Source organism: Caulobacter sp. GW821-FHT12A07 (assembly GCF_058807655.1).
This window is the reverse complement of the sequence record NZ_JBXAQX010000002.1, coordinates 465,171-485,546: the sequence shown is the minus strand read 5'-3', so window position 1 is coordinate 485,546 and position 20,376 is coordinate 465,171. Positions and strand designations below refer to the sequence as shown.

The window sequence follows — 20,376 nt, the reverse complement described above, 5'->3', positions numbered from 1 at the left end:
TACGCTTAAGTTTATCTCAAAAGGGGCAAATATGCGTAGTCTTACGAAAGCAGAACTTGAAGTTATCTGCGGCGGTTACGATTCTTCGAACGAGGTTTCCTCGATCGTCGTGACCCCCGGCTCCGGCACCACGAGCTGGTACACCTCCTACACCTACATCGACACGATCGACAGCGGCGGCGGTGGCGGTGGCGGCGGCTCCGGCGCTTCCGAGGCCGCCGAACTCGCCGAGGCGGCCGCCGCGATCGCCAAGGCGCTCAGCGATATCGACTGGAACGCCGTCGGGGTCGACGCCAACGAGCTCTTCTTGAAGATCGCCGGCGGCTACGACAACGAGAGCGTCGACACCAACAAGATGGACACCCTCGGCAAGGTCGACGACGTGACCATCTACGAAAGCGACAGCGGCAATCTCTATGCCGACCGCGACGGCGACGGCGTGATCGACACCGGCATCCTCTACAACTCGGATACCGGCATCGTCTCGGCCGACTGGGACGCCAACGGCACCGGCGATCAGGTCATCGCCGACCTGAAGCCGTAAGACCCGATCAGTAAGCGTAAAACCGACCTTGCGCGCGCAAGCGCGCAAGGTCACACCGGAGCAGCGGATGTCGCGTAACGGTATTTTCCTCGGCGCCGTGTTGGCGACGATCCCGCATGCGCCTTCGCTTGCGGAGACTCTTCAGGACTTCTGCAAGGCCGAACGCCTGGAGATATCGCCGGGCGGAACCTATGTCTTCGCCCGCAAGCCCTCGCGCATCCTGGTGGCCCGCGCCGATTGCCTGGCCTCGCCAGCGGCCGATTGCGACGTCACCGAGGTCTGGAATCCAGCGCCCCTGGCCCGCGGCGACATCCAATTCGACGCCGACGACAGGCGCCTCTTCGCCTATGGCGCCGGGGTTTCGCAGAGCGGTCGGGCCACCAGCGGCAACACGGTGTACGAGATCGACGCCCAGCAGGCGTCGAAAGGCCTGGCGCCCGCCCAGGTCGCGCAATTTCCACTGCCCACCGACCAGGACGTCCTGGACGCCATCGACGTCTCGCCGCCCGACGGGCGAGACGGCGGCGACTACTGGAAGTCGGTGCAGGCGCGGCTCGACCTCGCCGCCTCGCGGCAGTCGAAACAGACCTACAATATCCGCAACCTGTACGGACGGATCTCCGGAAAGTCGTTCGTCTATCTCTATCGTCGCGACGCGGACTTCTCGGTCATGTACGGCCGCGACGGCCAGGAACGCGCCTTGTGGCCGAACGGCCATGCCTTCGAGGAGCGCACGCGCAACCTGGATTTCCGCTTCGACGGCGACGACGTCGTGGTTCTGGCCCAGGGCGGGGTGCTGAGGATCGGGCAGGGAGCCCCGCGCGACCTGACCAAGGGGCGCTCGCGCGCCGCCCTGGTCCTGGGCGACGACCCCGCCGGTTACTACGGCTATTGGAGCGCCGAGGGCGCGGAACTCAAAGGCGCCGCGTCGGCTACGCTGGGCCCGCTCAGGGCCAGCCTGGCCGCATCATCCCTGGCCGACGTGTCCGGGATCAGCGTCAACAACCGTTCCGCCGCCTTCGTCATCAGCACCGGCCCCCTGCTCGCCGAGACCAAGGCCGGCCGCGGCGCGACCTACCGCCACCTCTATGTCCGCGACGGGGTTCGCCGCGAGATCGACTGTGGCGGCGGCGCGCCGGCGCAGCACGACGTGGTGCGGATCGGCGGACCCGGGAGTTTCCTGTTCGTCGACCGCTATCGGCGGCCCGGCGCGACCGCCACGGCGCTGTTCCTCTACGGCGGCCCGTCGCGCTACGTGAACCTCGCCGCCGGACTGCCCGACCGCATCCTGACCTTTCTCGACAGCGGCCTGAACGTGGATGTCGTCCACTATGGCGGTTCGAGCTACACCTTCGACCTGTCCAACCGCCTGCTGCTCGAAGGGCCGACTTCGATCGACCGCGACGCGGCGACCATCGAGGCCTATGTCGCCGCGACCTATCGCGACGACCAGAAGGTTTCGCTCTACGCAAACAGCTTCGGCGGGCTGTTCTATCGCCACTTCAGCGCGGCCTTCCTGGCGCGGCTGGACCGCCGCGTCCTCGACGCGCCCAGCGGCTCGGTCGACATGCGCGAAGAGCCGATCTGGAAGGCGATCAACGAGCAGGGCTGGGGGCGTGGCACGATGGAGCGGGAAAACCGCTTCTTCGCCGGCCTGACCGCCTGCCCGCTCAAGGCGCCGACGACGATCATCGTCGGCCGCGACGACGCCACGGTCCATCCGCGCGAGGACTACCGCCTGTGCGGGCCGAGCCAGGCCAGGTTCGTCGAGCACCCCTACGACCACATGGAAAACCCGCTCCTGGTCATCGGAGGACGACAGCACTCGGTCATCCTGCTCCTGGCCCGGGAACTGGGCGGCGCGCCGCCGCAGCAAGCATCGGAAACCCCGCGGTGAAATACCATCAGACCGAAAACGCCGAGTGCGGCCTGATCTGCCTGGCCTACGCCTCGTCGCGCCTGGGCGCCGACCTCGACGTGGCGGAGCTGCGCCGCAAGTACGGCGGCTCGTCGCGCGGCTTGTCCTTCAAGCAGATGGCGGACATCGCCGGAGCGCTGAATCTCGAAGCCAGGGCCGTGCGCTGCGAACTCGACGAGCTGGCCGGACTGAAGCTGCCGGCCATACTGCACTGGCGGATGAACCATTTCGTCGTGCTCGATCGGGTGCGCAAGAACGGCGTCGTCGTCCACGATCCCGCGAAGGGACGGTTGACCTTCAGCCTGGAGGAAGCCGGCCGGCTGTTCTCCGGCGTCGCCCTGGAGATCCACCGCTCCGAACAGTTCCGCCGCCGCAAGGAGCGCAGCCCCCTGACCATCTGGTCGTGGGTGAGCTTCGAACCGCAGATGATGGCGGGCCTGGGCCAGGTGCTGCTGCTGTCGCTGATGATGCAGGCCTACATCGTGGCCAGCCCCTTCTACATCCAGCTGGCGGTCGATCAGGCGGCGCTGCGCGGCGACCTGCAGATGCTGACGACCCTGGCGATCGGCTTCGGCCTGTTCGGCCTGTTCAACGCCGGCGCCTCGGTGCTGCGCAGCTTCGCGATACAGCAGATCGGCGCCACCCTGTCCTGGAACATGAGCCTCAGGCTGTTTCGGCACCTGGTGCGCCTGCCGCTGGGCTGGTTCCAGCGGCGACGCCTGGCCGACACCATCTCGCGCTTCGACTCCGTCAAGCCCATTCGCGACCTGCTGTCGGGCGCCCTGATCACCGCCCTGATCGACGGCCTGCTGGCGATCACCACGCTGTGCCTGATGTTCTACGTCTCGTGGCGGCTGGCGACCGTGGTGGCGGCGGGCGTGGCGCTGTACGCGATCCTGCGGCTGTCCACCCTGCCGCTGTCGATGCGGATGAGCGCCGAGACCCTCGGGGCCCAGATCGCCGAGAACAGCAAGCGGATCGAGACGATCAAGGCGATCCAGACCATCAAGGTGATGGGGGCGGAAAACGAGCAGGAGGCCCAATGGGCCAACAAGTTCTCGAACTACGTCCGGCGCGACTTCATCAACAACCGCACCCAGGCGGCGATCAAGGCCGCGTTCCAGGTGCTGGAGGTCCTCACAGCGACCTCCGTCGTGTTCATCGGCGTGCACGAGATCATCGAGAAGCAGATGACCGTGGGCGTTCTCTACGCCTTCCTGTCCTATCGCTCGCAGTTCTCGTCGGCGGTCACCAACGTCATCGAGCAGGTGATCCAGGTGCGGCTGACCGACATCTACTCCTTCCGCCTGGCCGACATCGTACTGACGCCGCGCGAGGAAGGCATCGATCGCGTCGAGACCAGCGATATCCGCTTCCAGGGCCGCATCGAGGTGGAGAACCTGGCCTTCCGCTACTCCACCCAGGACGGCTACATCTTCAAGAACCTGAACTTCACCATCGAGGCGGGCGAGTACGTCGCCATCGTCGGCCGGTCCGGGTCGGGCAAGAGCACGCTGCTGAAGATCATGTGCGGGCTCTATACGCCGTCGGCCGGCGAGGTCCGGGTCGACGGCAAGAGCGTCTCGGCCTGGGGACCGCGGGCGTTCCGCTCGACCTGCGGCGTGGTCTTGCAGGATGACGAACTGCTATCGGGGACGATCGCCGAGAACGTCGCGTTCTTCGACGAGACCATCGACCACGACCGCATCTGGGACGCCTTGGAGGCCGCGGGCCTGCGCGAGGAGATCACGGCCATGCCCATGCAGATCGAGACCTTCGTCGGCGACATGGGCGGGGCGCTGTCGGGCGGCCAGAAGCAACGCCTACTGATCGCCCGGGCGCTGTACAAGCAGCCGTCGCTGCTCTTCCTGGACGAGGCGACCTCTCACCTTGACGTCCGTCGCGAAGGTCACGTGAACCGCAGCCTCAAGGGGCTGAAGACGACGCGGGTCGTCATAGCGCACCGGATCGAGACCATCCGAACGGCCGATCGCGTCTTCGACCTCGAGCGGGGCGCCTTCGTGGGCACCGGAGCCGAGTTCGCCATCCGGCGGACCCCGCCCGTCTCTCCCGCGGCCCCGCAATCGATCGAGGCCTAGGCGCGGCTTCAAGCCTCGTTGAACACCCGAGCGCCCTGGTCGCTCCGCCGGTCGTACAGCAGCAGCCCGTTGCGCAGTTCCAGGCTGCCCGCCGCCTTGGCGTAGAGCATGGTGAAGAAGGCGATGGACCGCGTCATGGTCACCGCATCGGCGTCGACGGCGCAGAATCGCAGGTCCAGCCCCTTTCGCCGGGCCTGCCGACGCGCGTCCGTCAGGACCTGGATCGCCGCGGCGGGCGCCTCGTCCGCCAGGCGATAGAGCACGAGTCCATCGAGATCGCTGGGCGGGTCGGGGATGCGCCGGACAAAGCCGCCGCCAATCAACACCGCATCGGCGATGACCCCGCGCGCCTCTAGCCGCAACAGAAACCCCTCCAGCCTCCTGAGCAGTTCGAGGCGGACCGCGTCGCCCCCGAACTGCCGGAAGAGGTCGTCGCGCTCGAATACGTAGGGACTGGAATTGCCTGGGAAACTTTCGGCCTCGGCGGCCACGTAGACCGGAAAGCCCAGCGCCGCCGCGGCGCTCCGATTGTCGTTCACGTGGGATCACCGGTCCGGGGCGCGAGCGTCGCCAGATGCTGTTCGAAGTCGGGCAGCAGGGCTCCATAGTCCGTGATCATTCGATCGACCGTCCGCACGACCGAACCCCAATCATCGTGCAATTCGGCGCGGCGCACGCTGACCTCGAAATTGCCTTGGGTCGCGTAGATCAGCGGGCCAAGCGGGATGTAGCCATGGCGGCACGCGCCGGCGCGGGCCAGCGCGCCACTGAACAGCACGCGCGCCAGCCGACCGTTGCCGTTCGGAAAGGCGTGGGTGTTCAGCACGGCCACCAGGATCCACACCGCCGAGGCGACCGCCGCCTCTTGCGTCTCATCCGACAAGGCGTCCCAACGCGCGCAAATGCGCTCCAAGGCCGGCTTCACCTCCTCCGGCGCAATGAAATCCACCGCGCGCCCATCCTTGTCCGGTTGGGTTCGATGCTGGCTTGCCCGGATCTGCTGTCCTCGTCGGCCGACGCACCCGCCGGCGATCCGTCGCAGCCGGTCGATCGTCATCGGAAAGGCGGCGTTGGCGCAGAGCGTGCGCCCTACGGGATCCAGCGGCCGGCGATCCAGGAAGGTGGAAAGCGAGCGTTCCTCGCCAGTCAGGAAGGGGGAGAGCGGGTCGCGGGTGTTGTCCCGGATGCGTTGCCGCCAGGGCGGCGGCAACCAGACCGCCAGGGCGCGCTCGCGCGAGCCATCGCCACCGGGCGGGGGAAGGTCGGCCAGCCGGCGAGCGAGCGCGGCCACCGCGTCGTTGGCCTCGCTCACGCGCAGTTCGGAGTTGACGATGGGCGAGCGCATCGGCCTCTGCTCTCGATTTCGCCTTGAGCGCTTCTGGATGCCGGACCCGTCAGCACTTGGCTTGACGCGAGACTGCCGCGCCGCCCCCGCCTCGTCGAGTTTCGAAAGATTTCCCGCTCCCGCACCCACACGCCCGAGAACCGCCACGCGGGACCGCGGCCAAGGGTGGACCGTCCGCCGTGGAGGCGGACCGGCCTAAGCCAGCCCCGCCCGACCGTAATACAGCGTCCCCGCCATCGGCTGGGCGAGCCCCCGGCGGATACGCGGCCCGAACTTCGTCGCCGACAGCAGGCGCGCGACCATGACCTCGTCCCCCGCCCGGCGGAACGCCCGGGCGGCCGCCGACCACAGCGCCGTGGTCGCCGGATGCGGCGCGACGACGCCGGCGGCGAGGCCGAGGGCCAGCAGGCTCCAGCCGGCTGCACGGGCGGTGATGCGATCAGGACGGGTCATGGTCGTGCTCCTTTCTTGTGGGGTCGAGGAGGACCGCCGGGGGCTGGGCGGTGTGGCGGTCCTCCTCGGGCCGCCGGATAGTCCTTTCCAGGCTATTCGGCGGCGATGGCGATCTCGTCGGCGGAGATCCCCAGTCGGTAGGCGACGCCGGCCCCGTAGGCCGGATCGGCGCGATGGAAGTGCACCAGCTGGCGCTTCTGGATCTCGACCGGCACGCCGTGCATGGCCGCGGCGATGTTGTCGAACAGCTGGCGCTGCTGGTCGGGGCTCATCAGCCGGAACAGGTCGCCCGGCTGGGTGTAGTCGTCATTGCCGTCGCGGTGGCTGTAGCGGTCGGCGTCGCCGTGGATCGGCAGCGGCGGCTCGGCGACCGACGGATCCTCCACCGGCCCGCCGAAGCTGTTGGGCTCGTACCAGGCGTCGGTGCGCGGCGGACTGTCGAACCGCATGGCGCCGTCGGCGTGGTAGTGGTGCACCGGGCAGCGCGGACGGTTCACCGGCAGCGCCTCGTAGTGGGTGCCGATCCGGTAGCGGTGCGCGTCGGCGTAGGCGAAGATCCGCGCCTGCAGCATCTTGTCGGGCGAGAAGCCGATGCCCGGCACGATGTTGGACGGCGAGAACGAGCTCTGCTCCACCTCGGCGTGGTAGTTGTCCGGATTGCGGTTCAGCTCCAGCACCCCGACCTCGATCAGCGGATAGTCCGCGTGCGGCCACACCTTGGTCAGGTCGAACGGGTTCCAGCGGAAGCTCGCGGCCTGGGCCTCGGTCATGATCTGCACGTAGAAGGTCCAGCGCGGGAAATCGCCCTTCTCGATCGACTCGAAGAGGTCGCGCTGGGCGCTCTCGCGGTCGTTGGCGATGACCGCGTTACCCTCGGCATTGGTCCAGTTCTTGATGCCCTGCTGGGTCTTGAAGTGGAACTTCACCCACACGCGCTCATTGGCGGCGTTGATGAAGCTGTAGGTGTGGCTGCCGAAGCCGTGGACGTGGCGATAGCTCTGCGGCAGGCCCCGGTCCGAGAACAGGGTCGTCACCTGGTGCAGGCTTTCCGGCGACAGGCTCCAGAAGTCCCACATCGCCGTCGGCGAGCGCAGGTTCGACACCGGATGGCGCTTCTGGGTGCGGATGAAGTCGGGGAACTTCAGCGGATCGCGCAGGAAGAACACCGGGGTGTTGTTGCCCACCAGGTCCCAGTTGCCCTGCTGCGTGTAGACCTTCAGGGCGAAGCCGCGCACGTCGCGCTCGGCGTCGGCCGCGCCGCGCTCGCCGGCCACGGTCGAGAAGCGCAGCAGCACTTCGCTCTCCGCGCCCGGTTGCAGGGCCGCGGCCTTGGTCCAGCCGCTGATGTCGTGGGTGATCTTCAGCACGCCGTAGGCGGCCGAGCCCTTGGCGTGGACGGCGCGCTCGGGCACCCGCTCGCGGTTCTGGTGGGCCAGCTTTTCCATCAGCTGATAGTCCTGCATCAGCAGGGGCCCGCGCGGGCCGGCCGACAGGCTGTTCTGGTTGTCCGCGATCGGCGCCCCGGCGCTCGTCGTCATGGTGATCTTGGTCATCTCGGCCCTCGTCATCTCGTAGCGCCACTGTCCCAGGCGGCATCCGATAAATCCAATTGATCGTTTTTGCCGACAGCATCGGCTCGATCTATCAGACTCTAGGCAGGACCATAGGGCGGGTCTTGAACGGCCACGCCTCGACCCGGAGCGTCCGGCGGTCTAATCCAGGGCCATGACCGCCATCCTGCCCGACGCCGCCGCCGCCAACTGGGTCGACCGCTACGCCCCGGCCGCCTTGCGCCCCTGGCTGAAGCTGGGACGGTTCGACCGCCCGGCCGGCATCTGGCTGCTGATGCTGCCCGGCTGGCAGGGCATCGCCCTGGCCGCGGCCGAGAAGGGCCAACTGCCCAATCCCTGGCTGCTGATCGCCTTCTTCGTCGGGGCGGCCCTGATGCGGGCGGCCGGCTGCGCCTTCAACGACATCGTCGACCGCGACTTCGACGCCCAGGTGGCTCGCACCGCCCTGCGCCCGATCCCGGCCGGCCTGATCACCGTCAAGCAGGCCTGGCTGTTCCTGGTGGGATGCAGCCTGACCAGCTTCCTCATCCTGATCTGCCTGGGCTGGCTGGCGATCGGCCTGGGCGTGGCCTCGCTGCTGCTGGTGGCCGGCTATCCGTTCATGAAGCGGATCACCTGGTGGCCGCAGGCGTGGCTGGGCCTGACCTTCAACTGGGGCGCCCTGCTCGGCTACGCCGCCGCCACCCATTCGCTGAGCTGGTCTGCCGCCCTGCTCTACGCCTCGGGCATCTTCTGGACCCTCGGCTACGACACCATCTACGCCATCCAGGACATCGAGGACGACGCCCTGGCCGGGGTGAAGTCGTCGACCCGTCGCCTGGGATCGAAGGTCCGCCAGGGCGTGGCGATCTTCTACATCCTGGCCTTCGTGCTGGCCCTGGCGGCCGCCTGGGCCGGCGGCCTCGGACCGCTGTTCCTGCCGCTGCTGGGCCTCTACGGCCTGCACCTGTCGCGCCAGGCCGTGGCCGTGAAGCTCGACGACGGGCCGGGCGCGCTGAAGCTCTTCAAGTCCAACGCCCAGGCCGGCGCGATCCTGGTGCTGGCGCTGGTGGCGGGCGCCTGGACGCCGGCGGGGTTCTGAGGCCGCAAGACCCCCTCAGTCGCTCCGCGACAGCTCCCCCAGAGGGGGAGCATCTCCTTGGCTCGGCGCTACTAAATCCTCCCCCTCTGGGGAGGTGGCCCGGAGGGCCGGAGGGGGCTTCCCCGGTCAGAACGGCCCCGCGCGGTAGATCCGCTCCATCGACCGCTCCAGCTCGCCCAGCCGCCGGTCATAGGCCCGCGCCAGGCAGGCCCGGTTGGCCTTGCAGCCCGCCCGCTCGTTCAACCAGGCCTGTTGCTCGTCCATCAGCGCCCCGCGCGCGCCCATGCCCATCGTCTTCTTGTTGACGTCGTAGAGCACGCTCATCCGCACATCCTTGTTGTCGAGGCTGCGATCAGCGCAGATCGCCTTCTCGTCGGCCCTCCTGGCCTTGGCGCAGTCGAAGCTGGCGGCGTGAGCAGCCCCCGCGAGGCCAAGCGAAATAAGGGCGACGACAACAGGCAAGCGCATGAAAAACCTCCGGAAAAGGACCTGACCTAACGGCATTCTGTCGGCTGGAACCTGAATGTGCGATGATCCGTTCCATGGCCGTCGCCGCTCGCATCAAGCCGCAGGAACTGTTCTCGCAAGAGGACTGGGCCCGCCTGTCGCGCCGCTCGTCCTGGCGCGGGATCGCCATGGTCGCCCACGCCTGGGGCGTGATCCTGCTGGCCGGAGCCGTCTTCGTGGTCTGGCCCAACCCGCTGACCTATATCGTCGCCGTGATGCTGATCGGCGCCCGGCAACTGGGCCTGGCGATCCTGATGCACGAAGCTGCTCATGGCGGGCTGCACCCGAACCTCAAGGTCAACGACTGGCTGGGCGAGTGGTTGTGCGCGGCCCCGCTGGGGGCGTCGCTGAACGCCTACCGCCCCTACCACCTGACCCACCACAAGTTCGCCCAGCAGGCCGAGGATCCGGACCTCGTTTTGTCGGCCCCGTTCCCGACCACGCGGGCGTCCCTGCGCCGCAAGATCATCCGTGACCTGACGGGCCAGACCTTCTTCAAGCAGCGGTTCGGGCCGATCCTGGCGGGCCTGAAGAAGCGCGGTCACGGCCAGGCGCCGGGCGCGATCTTCGCCCGCGCGGCGGCAGGCCAGAAACGGTTCCTGCTGATCAACCTGGCCATGCTGGTGGCGCTCAGCGCCGCCGGCCTGTGGTGGGCGTGGCTGGCCCTCTGGATCGTGCCCATGGCCACCTGGTTCCCGCTCGTCACGCGCCTGCGCAACATCGCCGAGCACGCCCTGGTCGCCAAGGACGAGCCCGATCCCTTCCGCCATGCCCGCACCACCAAGGCCAACTGGCTCGAGCGCGCCCTGGTCGCGCCCTACCACGTCAACTTCCACGCCGAGCACCACCTCTTCATGCACGTACCGTGCTGGAACCTGCCCCGGGCGCACCGGCTGCTGGCCGAGAAGGGGCTGACCGAGGGCATGCTGAACGCGCCGGGCTATCTGACGGTGCTGAAGGCGGCGTCGAGCAAGGTGGCGGCGTAAGCCCCCTTCGGCCCTCCGGGCCACCTCCCCCAAAGGGGGAGGATCTAGCGACGCCCCGCCATCAAGATGCTCCCCCTCTGGGGGAGCTGTCGCGGAGCGACTGAGGGGGTCTCGCGTGAGCGCGAAACGCCTATAACCCGCCCATGATCGTCCAGACCCTGGAAGGCCGTCGGGCCTTCATCCGCGACAACACCCGCCTGCTGCCCACGCCGCACGCGCCGGAACTCCTGTTGCACCTGGCCGACGAGATCACGCCGATCTGGAAGCTGACCGAAGAGGCGCTGGAGGAGATCGGCCTGCCGCCGCCGTTCTGGGCCTTCGCCTGGGCGGGCGGCCAGGCTCTGGCGCGCTACGTGCTGGACCACCCCGAGATCGTGCGCGGCAAGCACGTGATCGACTTCGCCACCGGCTCGGGCATCGTCGCCGTCGCGGCCATGAAGGCCGGCGCGGCGAGCGTGCTGGCGGCCGATATCGACGTCTTCTGCGAGGCTGCGGTGGCGATGAACGCGGAGGCCAACGGGGTCGAGATCGGCTTCACCGACGTCAACCTGCTGGACGCCCCGCCGCCGCTCGCCGACGTGCTGCTGGCCGGCGACATCTGCTACGAGGGCCCGATGGCCAAGGCGGTCATGGCCTGGCTGGCCCAGGGCCGCGCGGCCGGGGCGACGGTGCTGGTCGGCGATCCGGGCCGCACCTACTTCCCCAAGGAGGGCCTGGTGAAGCTGGCCGAATACCAGGTGCCCACCACCCGCGAGCTGGAAGACCTGGCCGTCAAGCGCACCAGCGTCTGGACTCTGCCCTGACGCCAAACTAGAACATTTGCGGAACATAAGTGGAGGCCCGCCCATGCGCGAGGACGGCAAGATCGACTATATCGAGTGGGCGGGCGGCGAGTTGCCGGCCACTAAGGCCTTCTATTCGGCCGCCTTCGGCTGGACCTTCACCGACTACGGCCCCGACTACGCGGCCTTCGAAGGCCAGGGCGCCGACGGCGGCTTCGTCGGCGACGTCACCGAGGAACCGGCCAAGCCGCTGGTGGTGCTCTACGCCGTCGATCTGGAAGCCATGGAAGCCAAGGTGACGGCCGCCGGCGGCGTGGTCGTGAAACCGATCTTCGAATTCCCCGGCGGCCGGCGGTTCCACTTCCTCGATCCGGCGGGGAACGAGCTGGCCGTATGGAGCGCGACGGGATTCGAATGATCCTTCTCCCCTTGCGGGAGAAGGTGGCGGCGAAGCCGACGGGTGAGGGGTCTCTCAGATGGGAGACCCCTCACCCGGCCTGGCCGGCCCCACGCAGCTTTCAGTTCTGAGAGACCCCTCACCCGACCCCGCTCCGCGGGGCCACCCTCTCCCGCAAGGGGAGAGGGAACCTGAAAAACCGTCACAAACCCCCGCTAAGTTCCGCACCCTGACGATTGGGGAATCCAGGTGGGCCAGCGGAGCTGCGGCGACTGCGGGATGTGTTGCAAGCTGATGGGCGTCGAGGCCATCGGCAAGGCGCCGCACGCCTGGTGCGGCCACTTCCGCAAAGGCGCCGGCTGCGCGATCTATGCCGACCGTCCCACGGCCTGCGCCGACTTCTCCTGCTACTGGCTGAACGCCGAGGGCCTGTCGGACGACTGGCGGCCCGACCGCGCCCGCTTCGTCCTGCACCGCGAGGACGGCGGCCGGCGGCTGATCGTCGAGGTCGATCCGGCCCAGCCCCAGGCCTGGCGCAAGGCCCCCTACCACGCCACCTTTCGCGACTGGGCCCGGCGCGGCGCGGCTGGCGGCCTGACCCTCAACGTGCTGGTCGGCCCGCGCGCCTTCGAGATCCGCGCCGACGGCGATGTCGACCTCGGCATCGTCCGCGACATGGCCGCCAAGCCCTTCGCGGGAGCCCCCCAATGAGCGACGTCGCGCTTTCGCCGGTTCCGGGCCCCGCCCCAGGCAAGGCCTGCGGCTCCTGCGGCATGTGCTGCAAGGTGCTGGCCATCGACGAACTGAACAAGCCCGACGGCGTCTGGTGCGGCCACTTCAGGAAGGGCGGCGGCTGCGGCTCCTACGAGACCCGTCCGGGCGCCTGCCGCGGCTTCCACTGCCTGTGGCTGACCTCGGAAAAACTCGACGAGACCTGGCGGCCCGACAAGGCCGGTTTCCTGATGTATTCCGACCGCGACGGCAAGCGGCTCAACGTGGTGGTCGATCCCGGCAAGCCGGCGGCCTGGAAGCGCGAGCCCTATTACCGCCGCATCAAGGCGATGTCGCAGCGGGCCTATGACGGCTACGAACTGGTGGTCTGCGTCGGCGACCGCCGCACCGTGGTCTTCCCCACCGAGGACGTGGACCTGGGCGTGCTGAACCCCGGCCACAAGCTGGTCAGCGGCTATGTGAACCGCGATGGTGCCCAGGTCCCCTTCGCCATGGTGCTGAGCGACGCCGAGGGCTGAGCGCCCAGACTGCTGAAGCGGGCTCAGCAGGCCGTGGACGCGCCCGTGGCTAATCCCGTCGCCTGAAGGGCGCTATCTGAGCCTCCTGAACGCAGGAGAAGCTCATGAGCGACGTCATCGTGGTCATCGGGGCCGGCCAGATCGGCCAGGCGATCGCCCGGCGCGTGGCCGTCGGCAAGCGCGTGCTGCTGGCCGACATGAAGCGCGAGAATGCGCAGGCCGCCGCCGAGGTGCTGGCCGACGCCGGCTACGAGACCCACGTCGCCGTGGTCGACGTCGCCTCGCGGGAAAGCGTCCAGGCCTTGGTGGCGACCGCCACGGCCCTGGGCCCGGTCACCGGCCTGATCCACGCCGCCGGCGTCTCGCCCAGCCAGGCGCCGGCGCACGTCATCCTCAAGGTCGATCTCTACGGGACGGCGCTGGTGCTGGAGCTGTTCGGCGAGGTGATCGCCAGGGGCGGATCGGGCGTCGTCATCGCCTCGCAATCGGGCCACCGCCTGCCGCCGCTGCCCGAAGAGCAGAGCCACGCCCTGGCGACCACCCCGACCGAAGCGCTGCTGGCCCTGCCCTTCCTGGCTCCGGAAGTGGTCACCGATCCGCTGAACGCCTACCAGCTCTCCAAGCGCGGCAATTCCCTGCGGGTGGCCGCCCAGGCCGTGCGCTGGGGCGCGCGTGGAGCACGGATCAACGCCATCAGCCCGGGCATCGTCATGACGCCCCTGGCCCGCGACGAACTCACCGGCCCGCGCGGCGCAGGCTACCGCCGGATGATCGAGGGATCGGCGGCGGGGCGCGCCGGAACGCCCGACGAGGTCGGGGCCGTCGGCGCCCTGCTGATGGGTCCCGACGGCGGCTTCATTACGGGCAGCGACATCCTGATGGACGGCGGAGTGACGGCCGCTTGGCTCTACGGGGACTTAGCCAAGGGGTGAGGGGCTGCAGGGATACAGGCGCAACGGCCCTTCCCTTTTCTCCCGTCATTCCCGCCCTTGTGGCGGGAAACCCTGGTTCCGCTGACACCTGAGACACAAGCGGCGTGCTCAGCACGCCGCCCCATCCGCACTTGCGGCTGACAGAGGGGTTCCCGCCACAAGGGCGGGAATGACGGAAAGTTAGTGGGCGGAGGTGCGGAGCCTCAGCCCCGCGCCTTCACCGGCGCGGCGCCGTCGACATAGGCCTCGTTGAGATAGACCTCGGCCTCCTGCGGCGACAGGGCCGGCGCGTAGCCGAAGCCCTGGCCGTAGTCGCAGCCCAGCTTCTGCAGCGCATGGGCCATCTCGGCGTTCTCGACGCCCTCGGCGACCACTTCCAGGTCGAGATCCTGGCCCAGCTTGACCACCGAACGGACGATCTTGGCCGAGCCGGCGTTGCCGCCCATGGTCCGCACGAAATAGCGGTCGATCTTCAGCGTGTCGAACGGCAGGCGCGTCAGGTAGGACAGCGACGAGAAGCCGGTGCCGAAGTCGTCCAGCGCCAGGCCGGCCCCCGCCTCGCGCAGGCTGCGCAGGATCACCGCGGCCCGCTCGGGATCGCGCATGATGTCGCTTTCGGTGACTTCCAGCTTCAGCGCGCCGCGCGGCAGGCCGTTCTCGCGAAGCACCTGGGCCACGTCGTGCACCAGGCCCGGACGGTCGATCTCGCCGGTCGACAGGTTGACGCTGACGGTCAGGGCGCCGACGGCCGGGTGCGTGTGACGCCAGGCGGCCAGCTGCTTGCCGGCGCTGCGCATCATGTGCTCGCCGAGTTCGGCCATCAGGCCCATCTCTTCGATCAGCGGCAGGAACTCGTCGGGCGGCAGCAGGCCGCGGCGCGGGTGGATCCAGCGCGCCAGGGCCTCGAAGCCCGAAAGGGCGCCGGTCGACAGGCGCACGACCGGCTGGAAATAGGGGATGATCTCGCCACGGCCGATGGCGCCGCGCAGGTCGGCTTCCAGCGCCAGGCGCGACAGGCCGTCGGTCTCCATCGAGCGGCCGTAGGCGGCGGCCGAGCCGCGTCCGTTGGCGGCGGCGGCCTCGACGGCCAGCTCGGCCCGGCGGACCAGCTCGGCGGCCTCCGGCGCGTCCTCGCCGCCCTCGGCCGAGACGGCGCCGATGGTCAGGGTCGGGTGAATGTCGAAGCCGGCGATGCGCAACGGCTGTTCCAGCGCCGAGCGCAGCAACTCGGCGGGCTCGTAGCCGTGCGGCTCGCACAGCACGGCGAACTCGTCCTCGCCGATGCGGCCCAGGATCGAGCCCTCGGGGAAGGCGGCGGCCAGGCGCGAGCCGAGAGCGGCCAGGACGAGGTCGGCGCGCTCGTGGCCCAGGGCCTCGTTCAGGCGGCGCAGGCGGTCGAGGTCGGCGACCACCAGCTCATGCACGCCGGTATGGGTCAGGCGCTCGCGGGCGCGGGCGATGAAGCTGCGGCGGTCGAGGAGCCCCGTGAGGTCGTCCTTGCCCGAGGCGGCGAATTTCACTTCCGGGGCGATGACGCCGGCGGCGCGCAGGCCCTCTTCCAGCCAGACGCCGCGCCAGATGCAGGTCTCGCCGCCGCGCATGCGCATGCGCACGACGATCTCGGAGCCGGCCTCGCGCACCCGCAGCAGTTCTTCGGCCTGGGCGCGGTCCTGCGGCAGGGCGAGCGCGCGGAAGGCGGCCGAGGCGCATTCGGGGGCCAGGGGCGACAGGCCCAGGGCCCGGGCCGCGCCGTTGATGCGCAGCCGGTCGGTCTCGGGGTCCCAGTGCCACAGCGCGACCTCCGCGGCGCCCAACGCTTCCAGCGTGGTCGTCGCGTCCCAGATCCTACGCTCGGCTACCTTGAAAGACATGCCCGTTCCCGCGCCGCCCGATCCCCCATGGATGGACGGCGTGCGGTCCGGGGCGAAACTCACGACGGAGCAATCAACCCGAACAGACGATGATCTCGCCACTCGCCGTTAATTTTAAGATAAGCGCGCGCATATCCCTCCTCGGAAAACCCGCATCTCGTGAGCAGGCCGGCCGAGCGCGCGTTATGCGGCATGCAGGCCGCTTCCAGCCGGTGGAGACCCAGCGGACCGAAGGCGAAATCGATCACCGCCCGCACGGCCTCGGTCGTGTAGCCCTGCCCCGCATGCGCCTCGCCGGCCCAGTAGCCGACCACACCCGTCTGGGCCACGCCCCGGCGGATGTTGAACAGCCGCACGCCGCCGACGATGGCGTCGTCCGACTTGCGGAACACGAAGAACGGAAAGGCTTCTCCCAGCTCGAGTTCGCGGGCGTAGGCGGCCAGACGCTGGCGGAAGGCGGCCCGTGTCAGGTCGTCGGCCGGCCAGGTCGGCTCCCACGGCGTCAGGAAGGCGCGCGAGCCGCCGCGCAGCTCCGCCCACGGCTTGTGATCGCCCAGGCGCGGCAGGCGCAGATAGACCCGATCGCCCTCGATGCGCGGGCCCTGGTCGATGCGGAGAAGACGGAGAATGGCGGACAAGGACGGGTCTCGAACAGCAGGGCCGCACAATTGCGGCTTATTGTCCGCCGAACAACGTCCGCCGGAAGATTTCCCCGGCGCCCAGCGCGCCCTTGGCCCCCAGGACCGCCGTGGCGACCTTGGCGGGCGCCAGCATCCGCCGGCCCAGGCGGGCGATGTCGGCCGCGCCGACCGCGTCGACCCCGGCCGCCAGCTCGGCGGGCGAGAACAATCGGTCGAAGGTCAGGGCCTGGCCGGCGGCCTGCTCGGCGCGGGCCAGGGGCTGCTCGCGGGCCATGAACATGTGCGCCTTCAGCTGGGCCTTGCAGCGGGCGAGCTCGGCCTCGTCGATGCGCTCGACCAGGGCCAGCAGTTGCTCGGCGCAGACCTGGGCGGTCTGGCCTGCGTCCTTGGCCGCGCAGCCGGCATAGATGCCTAGCGCCCCTATGTCGGCATAGGTGTCGGCATAGGCGTCGATGTTGTAGGCCAGACCGCGCTTCTCGCGGGCTTCCTGGAACAGCCGCGACGACATGCCCCCGCCCAGGGCCTCGGCGAAGACGCGCAGCGCGAAATAGTCGTCGTCGCGCGAGCCGGCGGCCGGCAGCATCAGCACCAAGTGCGCCTGCTCCAGCTTGCGGGTCTCGGCGAAGGATGCGCCGACGAACGGAGCGGGCTCGGGAACCGGCGCGCCGGGCGTGGCCGGCAGGTCGCCGAAGGCCTTCTGCGCCAGGTCCAGCAGCTCGGCTTCCTCGACCGCGCCGGTGGCGCTGACCACCAGCCGGTCGGCGGCGTAGAGGCTGGCGCGCCAGTCCGACAACGCTTCGGGCGTGGCGGCCTCGACCGTGTCGACCGTGCCCAGGATCGGCCGGCCGACCGGATGGTCGCCCCAGGCGCCCTTCTGCAGCAGGTCGAAGACGTAGTCGTCGGGCGCGTCGGCGGCCTCGGCGATCTCCTGGGCGACCACCTGCTTCTCGCGGGCCAGATCGGCGGCGTCGAGCGTGGGCCGGCGCACGAGGTCGGCGAGGACCTCGACGCCCAGCGGCAGGCCGCCTTTCAGCGCCCGGATCTGGAAGCTGGTGCGCTCATAGCCAGTGGCGGCGTTGATCTGGCCGCCCTGGGCCTCGACCACCTCGACGATGTCGCGCGCGCTGCGGCCGCCCGCGCCCTTGAACACCATGTGCTCGAGCAGGTGCGACCAGCCCGACCGCGCCGGATCCTCATAGGCCGCCCCACGCCCGGCGACGACGCTCAGGGCCAGGGTCTCGAGCCCCGGCATCGGATCGCAGACGACGCGGACGCCATTGGGCAGGGTGTGGAGGGTCGGAAGGGTCATTTCCCTCCGTGTAGACGCGTAAGCGCGCGAAAGCCACAGATCCGGGAACCTCCCCCTGTGGGGGAGGCGGCCGAAGGCCGGAGGGGGGACGTTTTCAGCTTCCGCTTTGCGAAGCCGTCAATCGCCCGCTCCCCCCACCGATCGCTTGCGCGATCGCCTCCCCCACAGGGGGAGGTTCTCTCAAGTCACTTCCCCGCGAACGCCCGCACGTGGGCCTTCACGGCCGCCGGATCGGCCGGCAGGCGGTCGAAGCGTTCGGGCTTGGCCGACAGGTCGGGCGCGCCGCGCGGCACGCCCTGGACGACGCCGGTGGCGGCCAGCACGGCTTCGGGGAACTTGGCCGGGTGAGCGGTCGACAGCACCACGACCGGAGTCGTGGGATCCTCGAGGCGCAGGCGGGCGGCGGCGGCGAGGCCCACGGCCGTGTGCGGATCGACGATCTCGCCGGTCTCGTTCAGCGTGGCCAGCATGGTCTTGGCGGTGTCGGCCTCGCTGACCGAAGCGCCGACGAACAGCTCGCGCATCATCGCATGGGCGCTGGGCGGGATGTCGAGCACGCCGGTGGTGGCGAAGCCACGGAAGGCCCGGCCGGTCTCGATGCCGTCACGACGCACGGCCTCGAAATAGAGGCGCTCGAAGTTGGAGGCGACCTGGATGTCCATGGCCGGGCTCTGGGTGGCGGCCACGGCCCCGCGGGCGTAGCGGCCATCCTCGAAGGCGCGCGCCAGGATGTCGTTGCTGTTGGTGGCGGCCACGACCTTGGCGATCGGCAGGCCCAGCTGCTTGGCCACGAAGGCGGCGTAGGCGTCGCCGAAGTTGCCGGTCGGCACGACGAAGGCGATCTCGCGGGCCGGCGCGCCCAGGCTGACGGCGGCGGTGAAGTAATAGACGCTCTGGGCCGCGATCCGCGCCCAGTTGATCGAGTTGACGCCCGACAGATCCACCGCGTGGCGGAACTGGTCGTCCTGGAAGGCCTGCTTGACGATGGCCTGGCAGTCGTCGAACGAGCCCTGCACCGACACACAACTGACGTTGGCGTCGGCCGCCGTGGTCATGAACCGGCGCTGTACCTCGCTGATCCGGCCCTCGGGGAAGAGCGCGACGATGCGGGCGTTACTGCGGCCGCGGAAGGCCTCGACGGCCGCGCCGCCGGTGTCGCCCGAGGTGGCGCAGATGATGGTCATGGTCCGCGACTGGCGCGACAGCACGTAGTCGTAGAGCCGGCCCAGGAGCTGCATCGCAACGTCCTTGAAGGCCAGGGTCGGGCCGTGGAACAGCTCCAGCAGGTAGCGGTTGGCGGCCAGCTGCTTCAGCGGCGTCACCGCCGCGTGGGTGAAGCTGGCATAGGCCTCGTCGCACATGGTCTGCAGGTCGTCGGCCGGGATGTCGTCGCCGACGAACCGGCCGAGCACGGCGGCGGCCACCTGGGCGTAGGTCTTGCCGGCGAAGGCGGCGATCTCTTCGGGCGTGAAGGTCGGCCAGGTCTCGGGCACGTACAGGCCGCCGTCGGGGGCCAGGCCGGCCAGCACCGCGTCCAGGAAACCGATCGAGGGGGACTCGCCCCGGGTCGAGACGTAACGCATCAGGGCCTCATCCTCCGCCAGAGCATGGCGGCATAGATAAAGAGCAGGGTGACGGCAAGACCAAACCACGTAAGCGCGTATTCCAGGTGCCGGTTGGAAATTTCTGCCGGCAAGGGCGCGGGCGTGACGCCGGGAACGGCGGGTGTCGTGGCTTCGGCCATCAGGACGTACTTGGGCGACTTTCCAGCTTCGTCGGTAAGAAGGCCTTCACGCTCCTTGCCGCCCAGCTGATCGGCGGCGACCAGCACGCCGGTGACCCTGGAGGGGTAGCCGAAGGTCACATGACGATCGGGTTGGACCTGGCCGGTGAGGCCCTCGGCCACCCCGATATCGACGATGATCGGCCCATGGTCGGACCCGCACAATATCTGGGGCCGCCACACCATCTGGCCGTCGCGCACCCCGTAGACCAAGGGCGACAATGCGCCAGGCGCCACCGGCCGGCAGCCGGTCTCGACCCGCGTCCAGGCGAGGTCCTCGCCCTTGTCGGCGCGGGCCAGGGCCTGGGCCAGCGGAATGGCCGGCGCGGTCTTCAGCTTCTCGATCCGCGCCAGCAGGTCTTCCTTCCAGGCCAGGCGCTTCACCTGCCAGGTCCCCAGGCCGCAGAGGATGGCGAAGGCGATCAGGGTGGCGATCGTCAGGCCGATCGGGAAGCCGGGCTTCTTCGGGGTGGTCTCAGACATCGTCGCGCCCCGCTTGCGAAGCCTTGTTGGCGATCTGGGCGGCGACCATCAGGCCCTTGGCCGGCCGCATCAGGAACAGGCACGCCAGCCCCGTCAACGGCAGCCAGACCACCAGCAGCAGCCATACCGGCCAGTTCCAGGCGAACATCGAGAACAGCGCCCCGAACGCGCACAGGAAGCCGGCGATCAGGATGACGAAGGTCGACGCCCCGTCGCCGGTCTCGAGCTTGGCGAGGTCGTAGCCGCAGGCCTCGCAGCGCGGCGCGATCTTGAGGAAGCCCTCGAACAGGAAGCCCTCGCCGCAGACGGGGCATCGCCCGGCGGCGCCGGCGGCGTAGGGGTTGGTCTTGGGCATGCGATCCCCGCAGACGCTGAAAACGAAAAAGGCCCGGAACGCTGGTCTGCGCTCCGGGCCTTTCGGAAC

At 69.3% G+C, this 20,376-nt stretch carries 21 protein-coding genes and 1 pseudogene; 10 read left to right on the top strand and 12 right to left on the bottom strand.

Annotated elements, in window-relative coordinates; genetic code table 11:
• The first annotated feature begins 109 nt into the window (after positions 1-109).
• The 3 genes from AC1RRS_RS06040 (at position 110) to AC1RRS_RS06030 (ending at position 4,561) form a co-directional block, all read left to right on the top strand.
• Positions 110-544 (top strand): hypothetical protein, encoded by a 435-nt coding sequence (locus AC1RRS_RS06040; protein ID WP_492854335.1) that lies wholly within the window; start codon positions 110-112, stop codon positions 542-544.
• Positions 545-611: 67 nt separating this feature from the next.
• Positions 612-2,441: an alpha/beta fold hydrolase gene (locus tag AC1RRS_RS06035; RefSeq protein ID WP_492854334.1), complete on the top strand. Its 1,830-nt coding sequence runs from the start codon at positions 612-614 to the stop codon at positions 2,439-2,441.
• Positions 2,438-4,561, top strand: a complete 2,124-nt coding sequence (locus tag AC1RRS_RS06030; protein ID WP_492854333.1) for a peptidase domain-containing ABC transporter — start codon at positions 2,438-2,440, stop codon at positions 4,559-4,561. The genes AC1RRS_RS06035 and AC1RRS_RS06030 overlap by 4 nt, the downstream gene beginning before the upstream one ends.
• A gap of 8 nt (positions 4,562-4,569) precedes the next feature.
• Here the strand turns inward: AC1RRS_RS06030 and AC1RRS_RS06025 are convergent, their stop codons facing one another.
• The 4 genes from AC1RRS_RS06025 to AC1RRS_RS06010 all read right to left on the bottom strand — a co-directional run bounded on the left by AC1RRS_RS06025 (position 4,570) and on the right by AC1RRS_RS06010 (position 7,912).
• On the bottom strand, positions 4,570-5,100 hold the full coding sequence (locus AC1RRS_RS06025; protein WP_492854332.1) for a DUF6932 family protein: 531 nt from the start codon (positions 5,098-5,100) through the stop codon (positions 4,570-4,572).
• Positions 5,097-5,906, bottom strand: coding sequence for a Fic family protein (locus AC1RRS_RS06020; protein ID WP_492854331.1), 810 nt, complete (start codon positions 5,904-5,906; stop codon positions 5,097-5,099). The genes AC1RRS_RS06025 and AC1RRS_RS06020 overlap by 4 nt, the downstream gene beginning before the upstream one ends.
• Before the next feature lie 195 nt (positions 5,907-6,101).
• Positions 6,102-6,359 (bottom strand): hypothetical protein, encoded by a 258-nt coding sequence (locus AC1RRS_RS06015; protein WP_492854330.1) that lies wholly within the window; start codon positions 6,357-6,359, stop codon positions 6,102-6,104.
• Between the two features lie 92 nt (positions 6,360-6,451).
• The gene (locus AC1RRS_RS06010) at positions 6,452-7,912 is read right to left on the bottom strand and encodes a catalase (protein WP_492854329.1); all 1,461 of its coding nucleotides are present in this window, start codon (positions 7,910-7,912) and stop codon (positions 6,452-6,454) included.
• A 172-nt stretch (positions 7,913-8,084) separates the two neighbouring features.
• Here AC1RRS_RS06010 and ubiA point away from each other — a divergent pair, with 172 nt between their 5' ends.
• The gene (gene ubiA, locus AC1RRS_RS06005) at positions 8,085-9,011 is read left to right on the top strand and encodes a 4-hydroxybenzoate octaprenyltransferase (RefSeq protein ID WP_492854328.1); all 927 of its coding nucleotides are present in this window, start codon (positions 8,085-8,087) and stop codon (positions 9,009-9,011) included.
• Positions 9,012-9,137: 126 nt separating this feature from the next.
• Here ubiA and AC1RRS_RS06000 read toward each other — a convergent pair whose 3' ends face one another.
• Positions 9,138-9,479: a lysozyme inhibitor LprI family protein gene (locus tag AC1RRS_RS06000; protein WP_492854327.1), complete on the bottom strand. Its 342-nt coding sequence runs from the start codon at positions 9,477-9,479 to the stop codon at positions 9,138-9,140.
• A gap of 74 nt (positions 9,480-9,553) precedes the next feature.
• On the opposite strand from AC1RRS_RS06000, the gene AC1RRS_RS05995 reads away from it, so the two are divergent.
• The 6 genes from AC1RRS_RS05995 (at position 9,554) to AC1RRS_RS05970 (ending at position 13,865) form a co-directional block, all read left to right on the top strand.
• A complete protein-coding gene (locus tag AC1RRS_RS05995) occupies positions 9,554-10,504 on the top strand; it encodes a fatty acid desaturase family protein (protein ID WP_492854462.1) in 951 nt (316 codons plus the stop codon).
• 143 nt (positions 10,505-10,647) lie between these two features.
• Positions 10,648-11,307, top strand: a complete 660-nt coding sequence (locus AC1RRS_RS05990; RefSeq protein ID WP_492854326.1) for a class I SAM-dependent methyltransferase — start codon at positions 10,648-10,650, stop codon at positions 11,305-11,307.
• A 43-nt stretch (positions 11,308-11,350) separates the two neighbouring features.
• Entirely contained in the window at positions 11,351-11,704 is a 354-nt protein-coding gene (locus AC1RRS_RS05985; RefSeq protein WP_110121343.1) for a VOC family protein, read from the top strand.
• Between the two features lie 258 nt (positions 11,705-11,962).
• A complete protein-coding gene (locus AC1RRS_RS05980) occupies positions 11,963-12,394 on the top strand; it encodes a YkgJ family cysteine cluster protein (RefSeq protein ID WP_492854325.1) in 432 nt (143 codons plus the stop codon).
• Complete coding sequence (locus AC1RRS_RS05975) at positions 12,391-12,933, top strand: YkgJ family cysteine cluster protein (RefSeq protein ID WP_492854324.1); 543 nt, start codon at positions 12,391-12,393, stop codon at positions 12,931-12,933. The genes AC1RRS_RS05980 and AC1RRS_RS05975 overlap by 4 nt, the downstream gene beginning before the upstream one ends.
• Before the next feature lie 104 nt (positions 12,934-13,037).
• The gene (locus tag AC1RRS_RS05970; protein WP_492854323.1) at positions 13,038-13,865 is read left to right on the top strand and encodes an SDR family oxidoreductase; all 828 of its coding nucleotides are present in this window, start codon (positions 13,038-13,040) and stop codon (positions 13,863-13,865) included.
• Between the two features lie 40 nt (positions 13,866-13,905).
• Here AC1RRS_RS05970 and AC1RRS_RS05965 read toward each other — a convergent pair.
• The 7 genes and pseudogenes from AC1RRS_RS05965 to AC1RRS_RS05935 form a co-directional block, all read right to left on the bottom strand.
• Positions 13,906-14,041, bottom strand: a pseudogene (locus AC1RRS_RS05965) (hypothetical protein); the annotation flags it as partial.
• 27 nt (positions 14,042-14,068) lie between these two features.
• The gene (locus AC1RRS_RS05960; RefSeq protein ID WP_487292558.1) at positions 14,069-15,736 is read right to left on the bottom strand and encodes a putative bifunctional diguanylate cyclase/phosphodiesterase; all 1,668 of its coding nucleotides are present in this window, start codon (positions 15,734-15,736) and stop codon (positions 14,069-14,071) included.
• A gap of 59 nt (positions 15,737-15,795) precedes the next feature.
• Positions 15,796-16,374: a GNAT family N-acetyltransferase gene (locus AC1RRS_RS05955; RefSeq protein WP_487292559.1), complete on the bottom strand. Its 579-nt coding sequence runs from the start codon at positions 16,372-16,374 to the stop codon at positions 15,796-15,798.
• Positions 16,375-16,411: 37 nt separating this feature from the next.
• Positions 16,412-17,686, bottom strand: coding sequence for a M16 family metallopeptidase (locus tag AC1RRS_RS05950; RefSeq protein WP_492854322.1), 1,275 nt, complete (start codon positions 17,684-17,686; stop codon positions 16,412-16,414).
• Between the two features lie 185 nt (positions 17,687-17,871).
• Positions 17,872-19,269, bottom strand: coding sequence for a threonine synthase (thrC, locus tag AC1RRS_RS05945; protein WP_492854321.1), 1,398 nt, complete (start codon positions 19,267-19,269; stop codon positions 17,872-17,874).
• A complete protein-coding gene (locus AC1RRS_RS05940) occupies positions 19,269-19,952 on the bottom strand; it encodes an SURF1 family protein (protein WP_492854320.1) in 684 nt (227 codons plus the stop codon). The genes thrC and AC1RRS_RS05940 overlap by 1 nt, the downstream gene beginning before the upstream one ends.
• Complete coding sequence (locus AC1RRS_RS05935; RefSeq protein ID WP_110121353.1) at positions 19,945-20,307, bottom strand: DUF983 domain-containing protein; 363 nt, start codon at positions 20,305-20,307, stop codon at positions 19,945-19,947. The genes AC1RRS_RS05940 and AC1RRS_RS05935 overlap by 8 nt, the downstream gene beginning before the upstream one ends.
• Positions 20,308-20,376 lie beyond the last annotated feature (69 nt).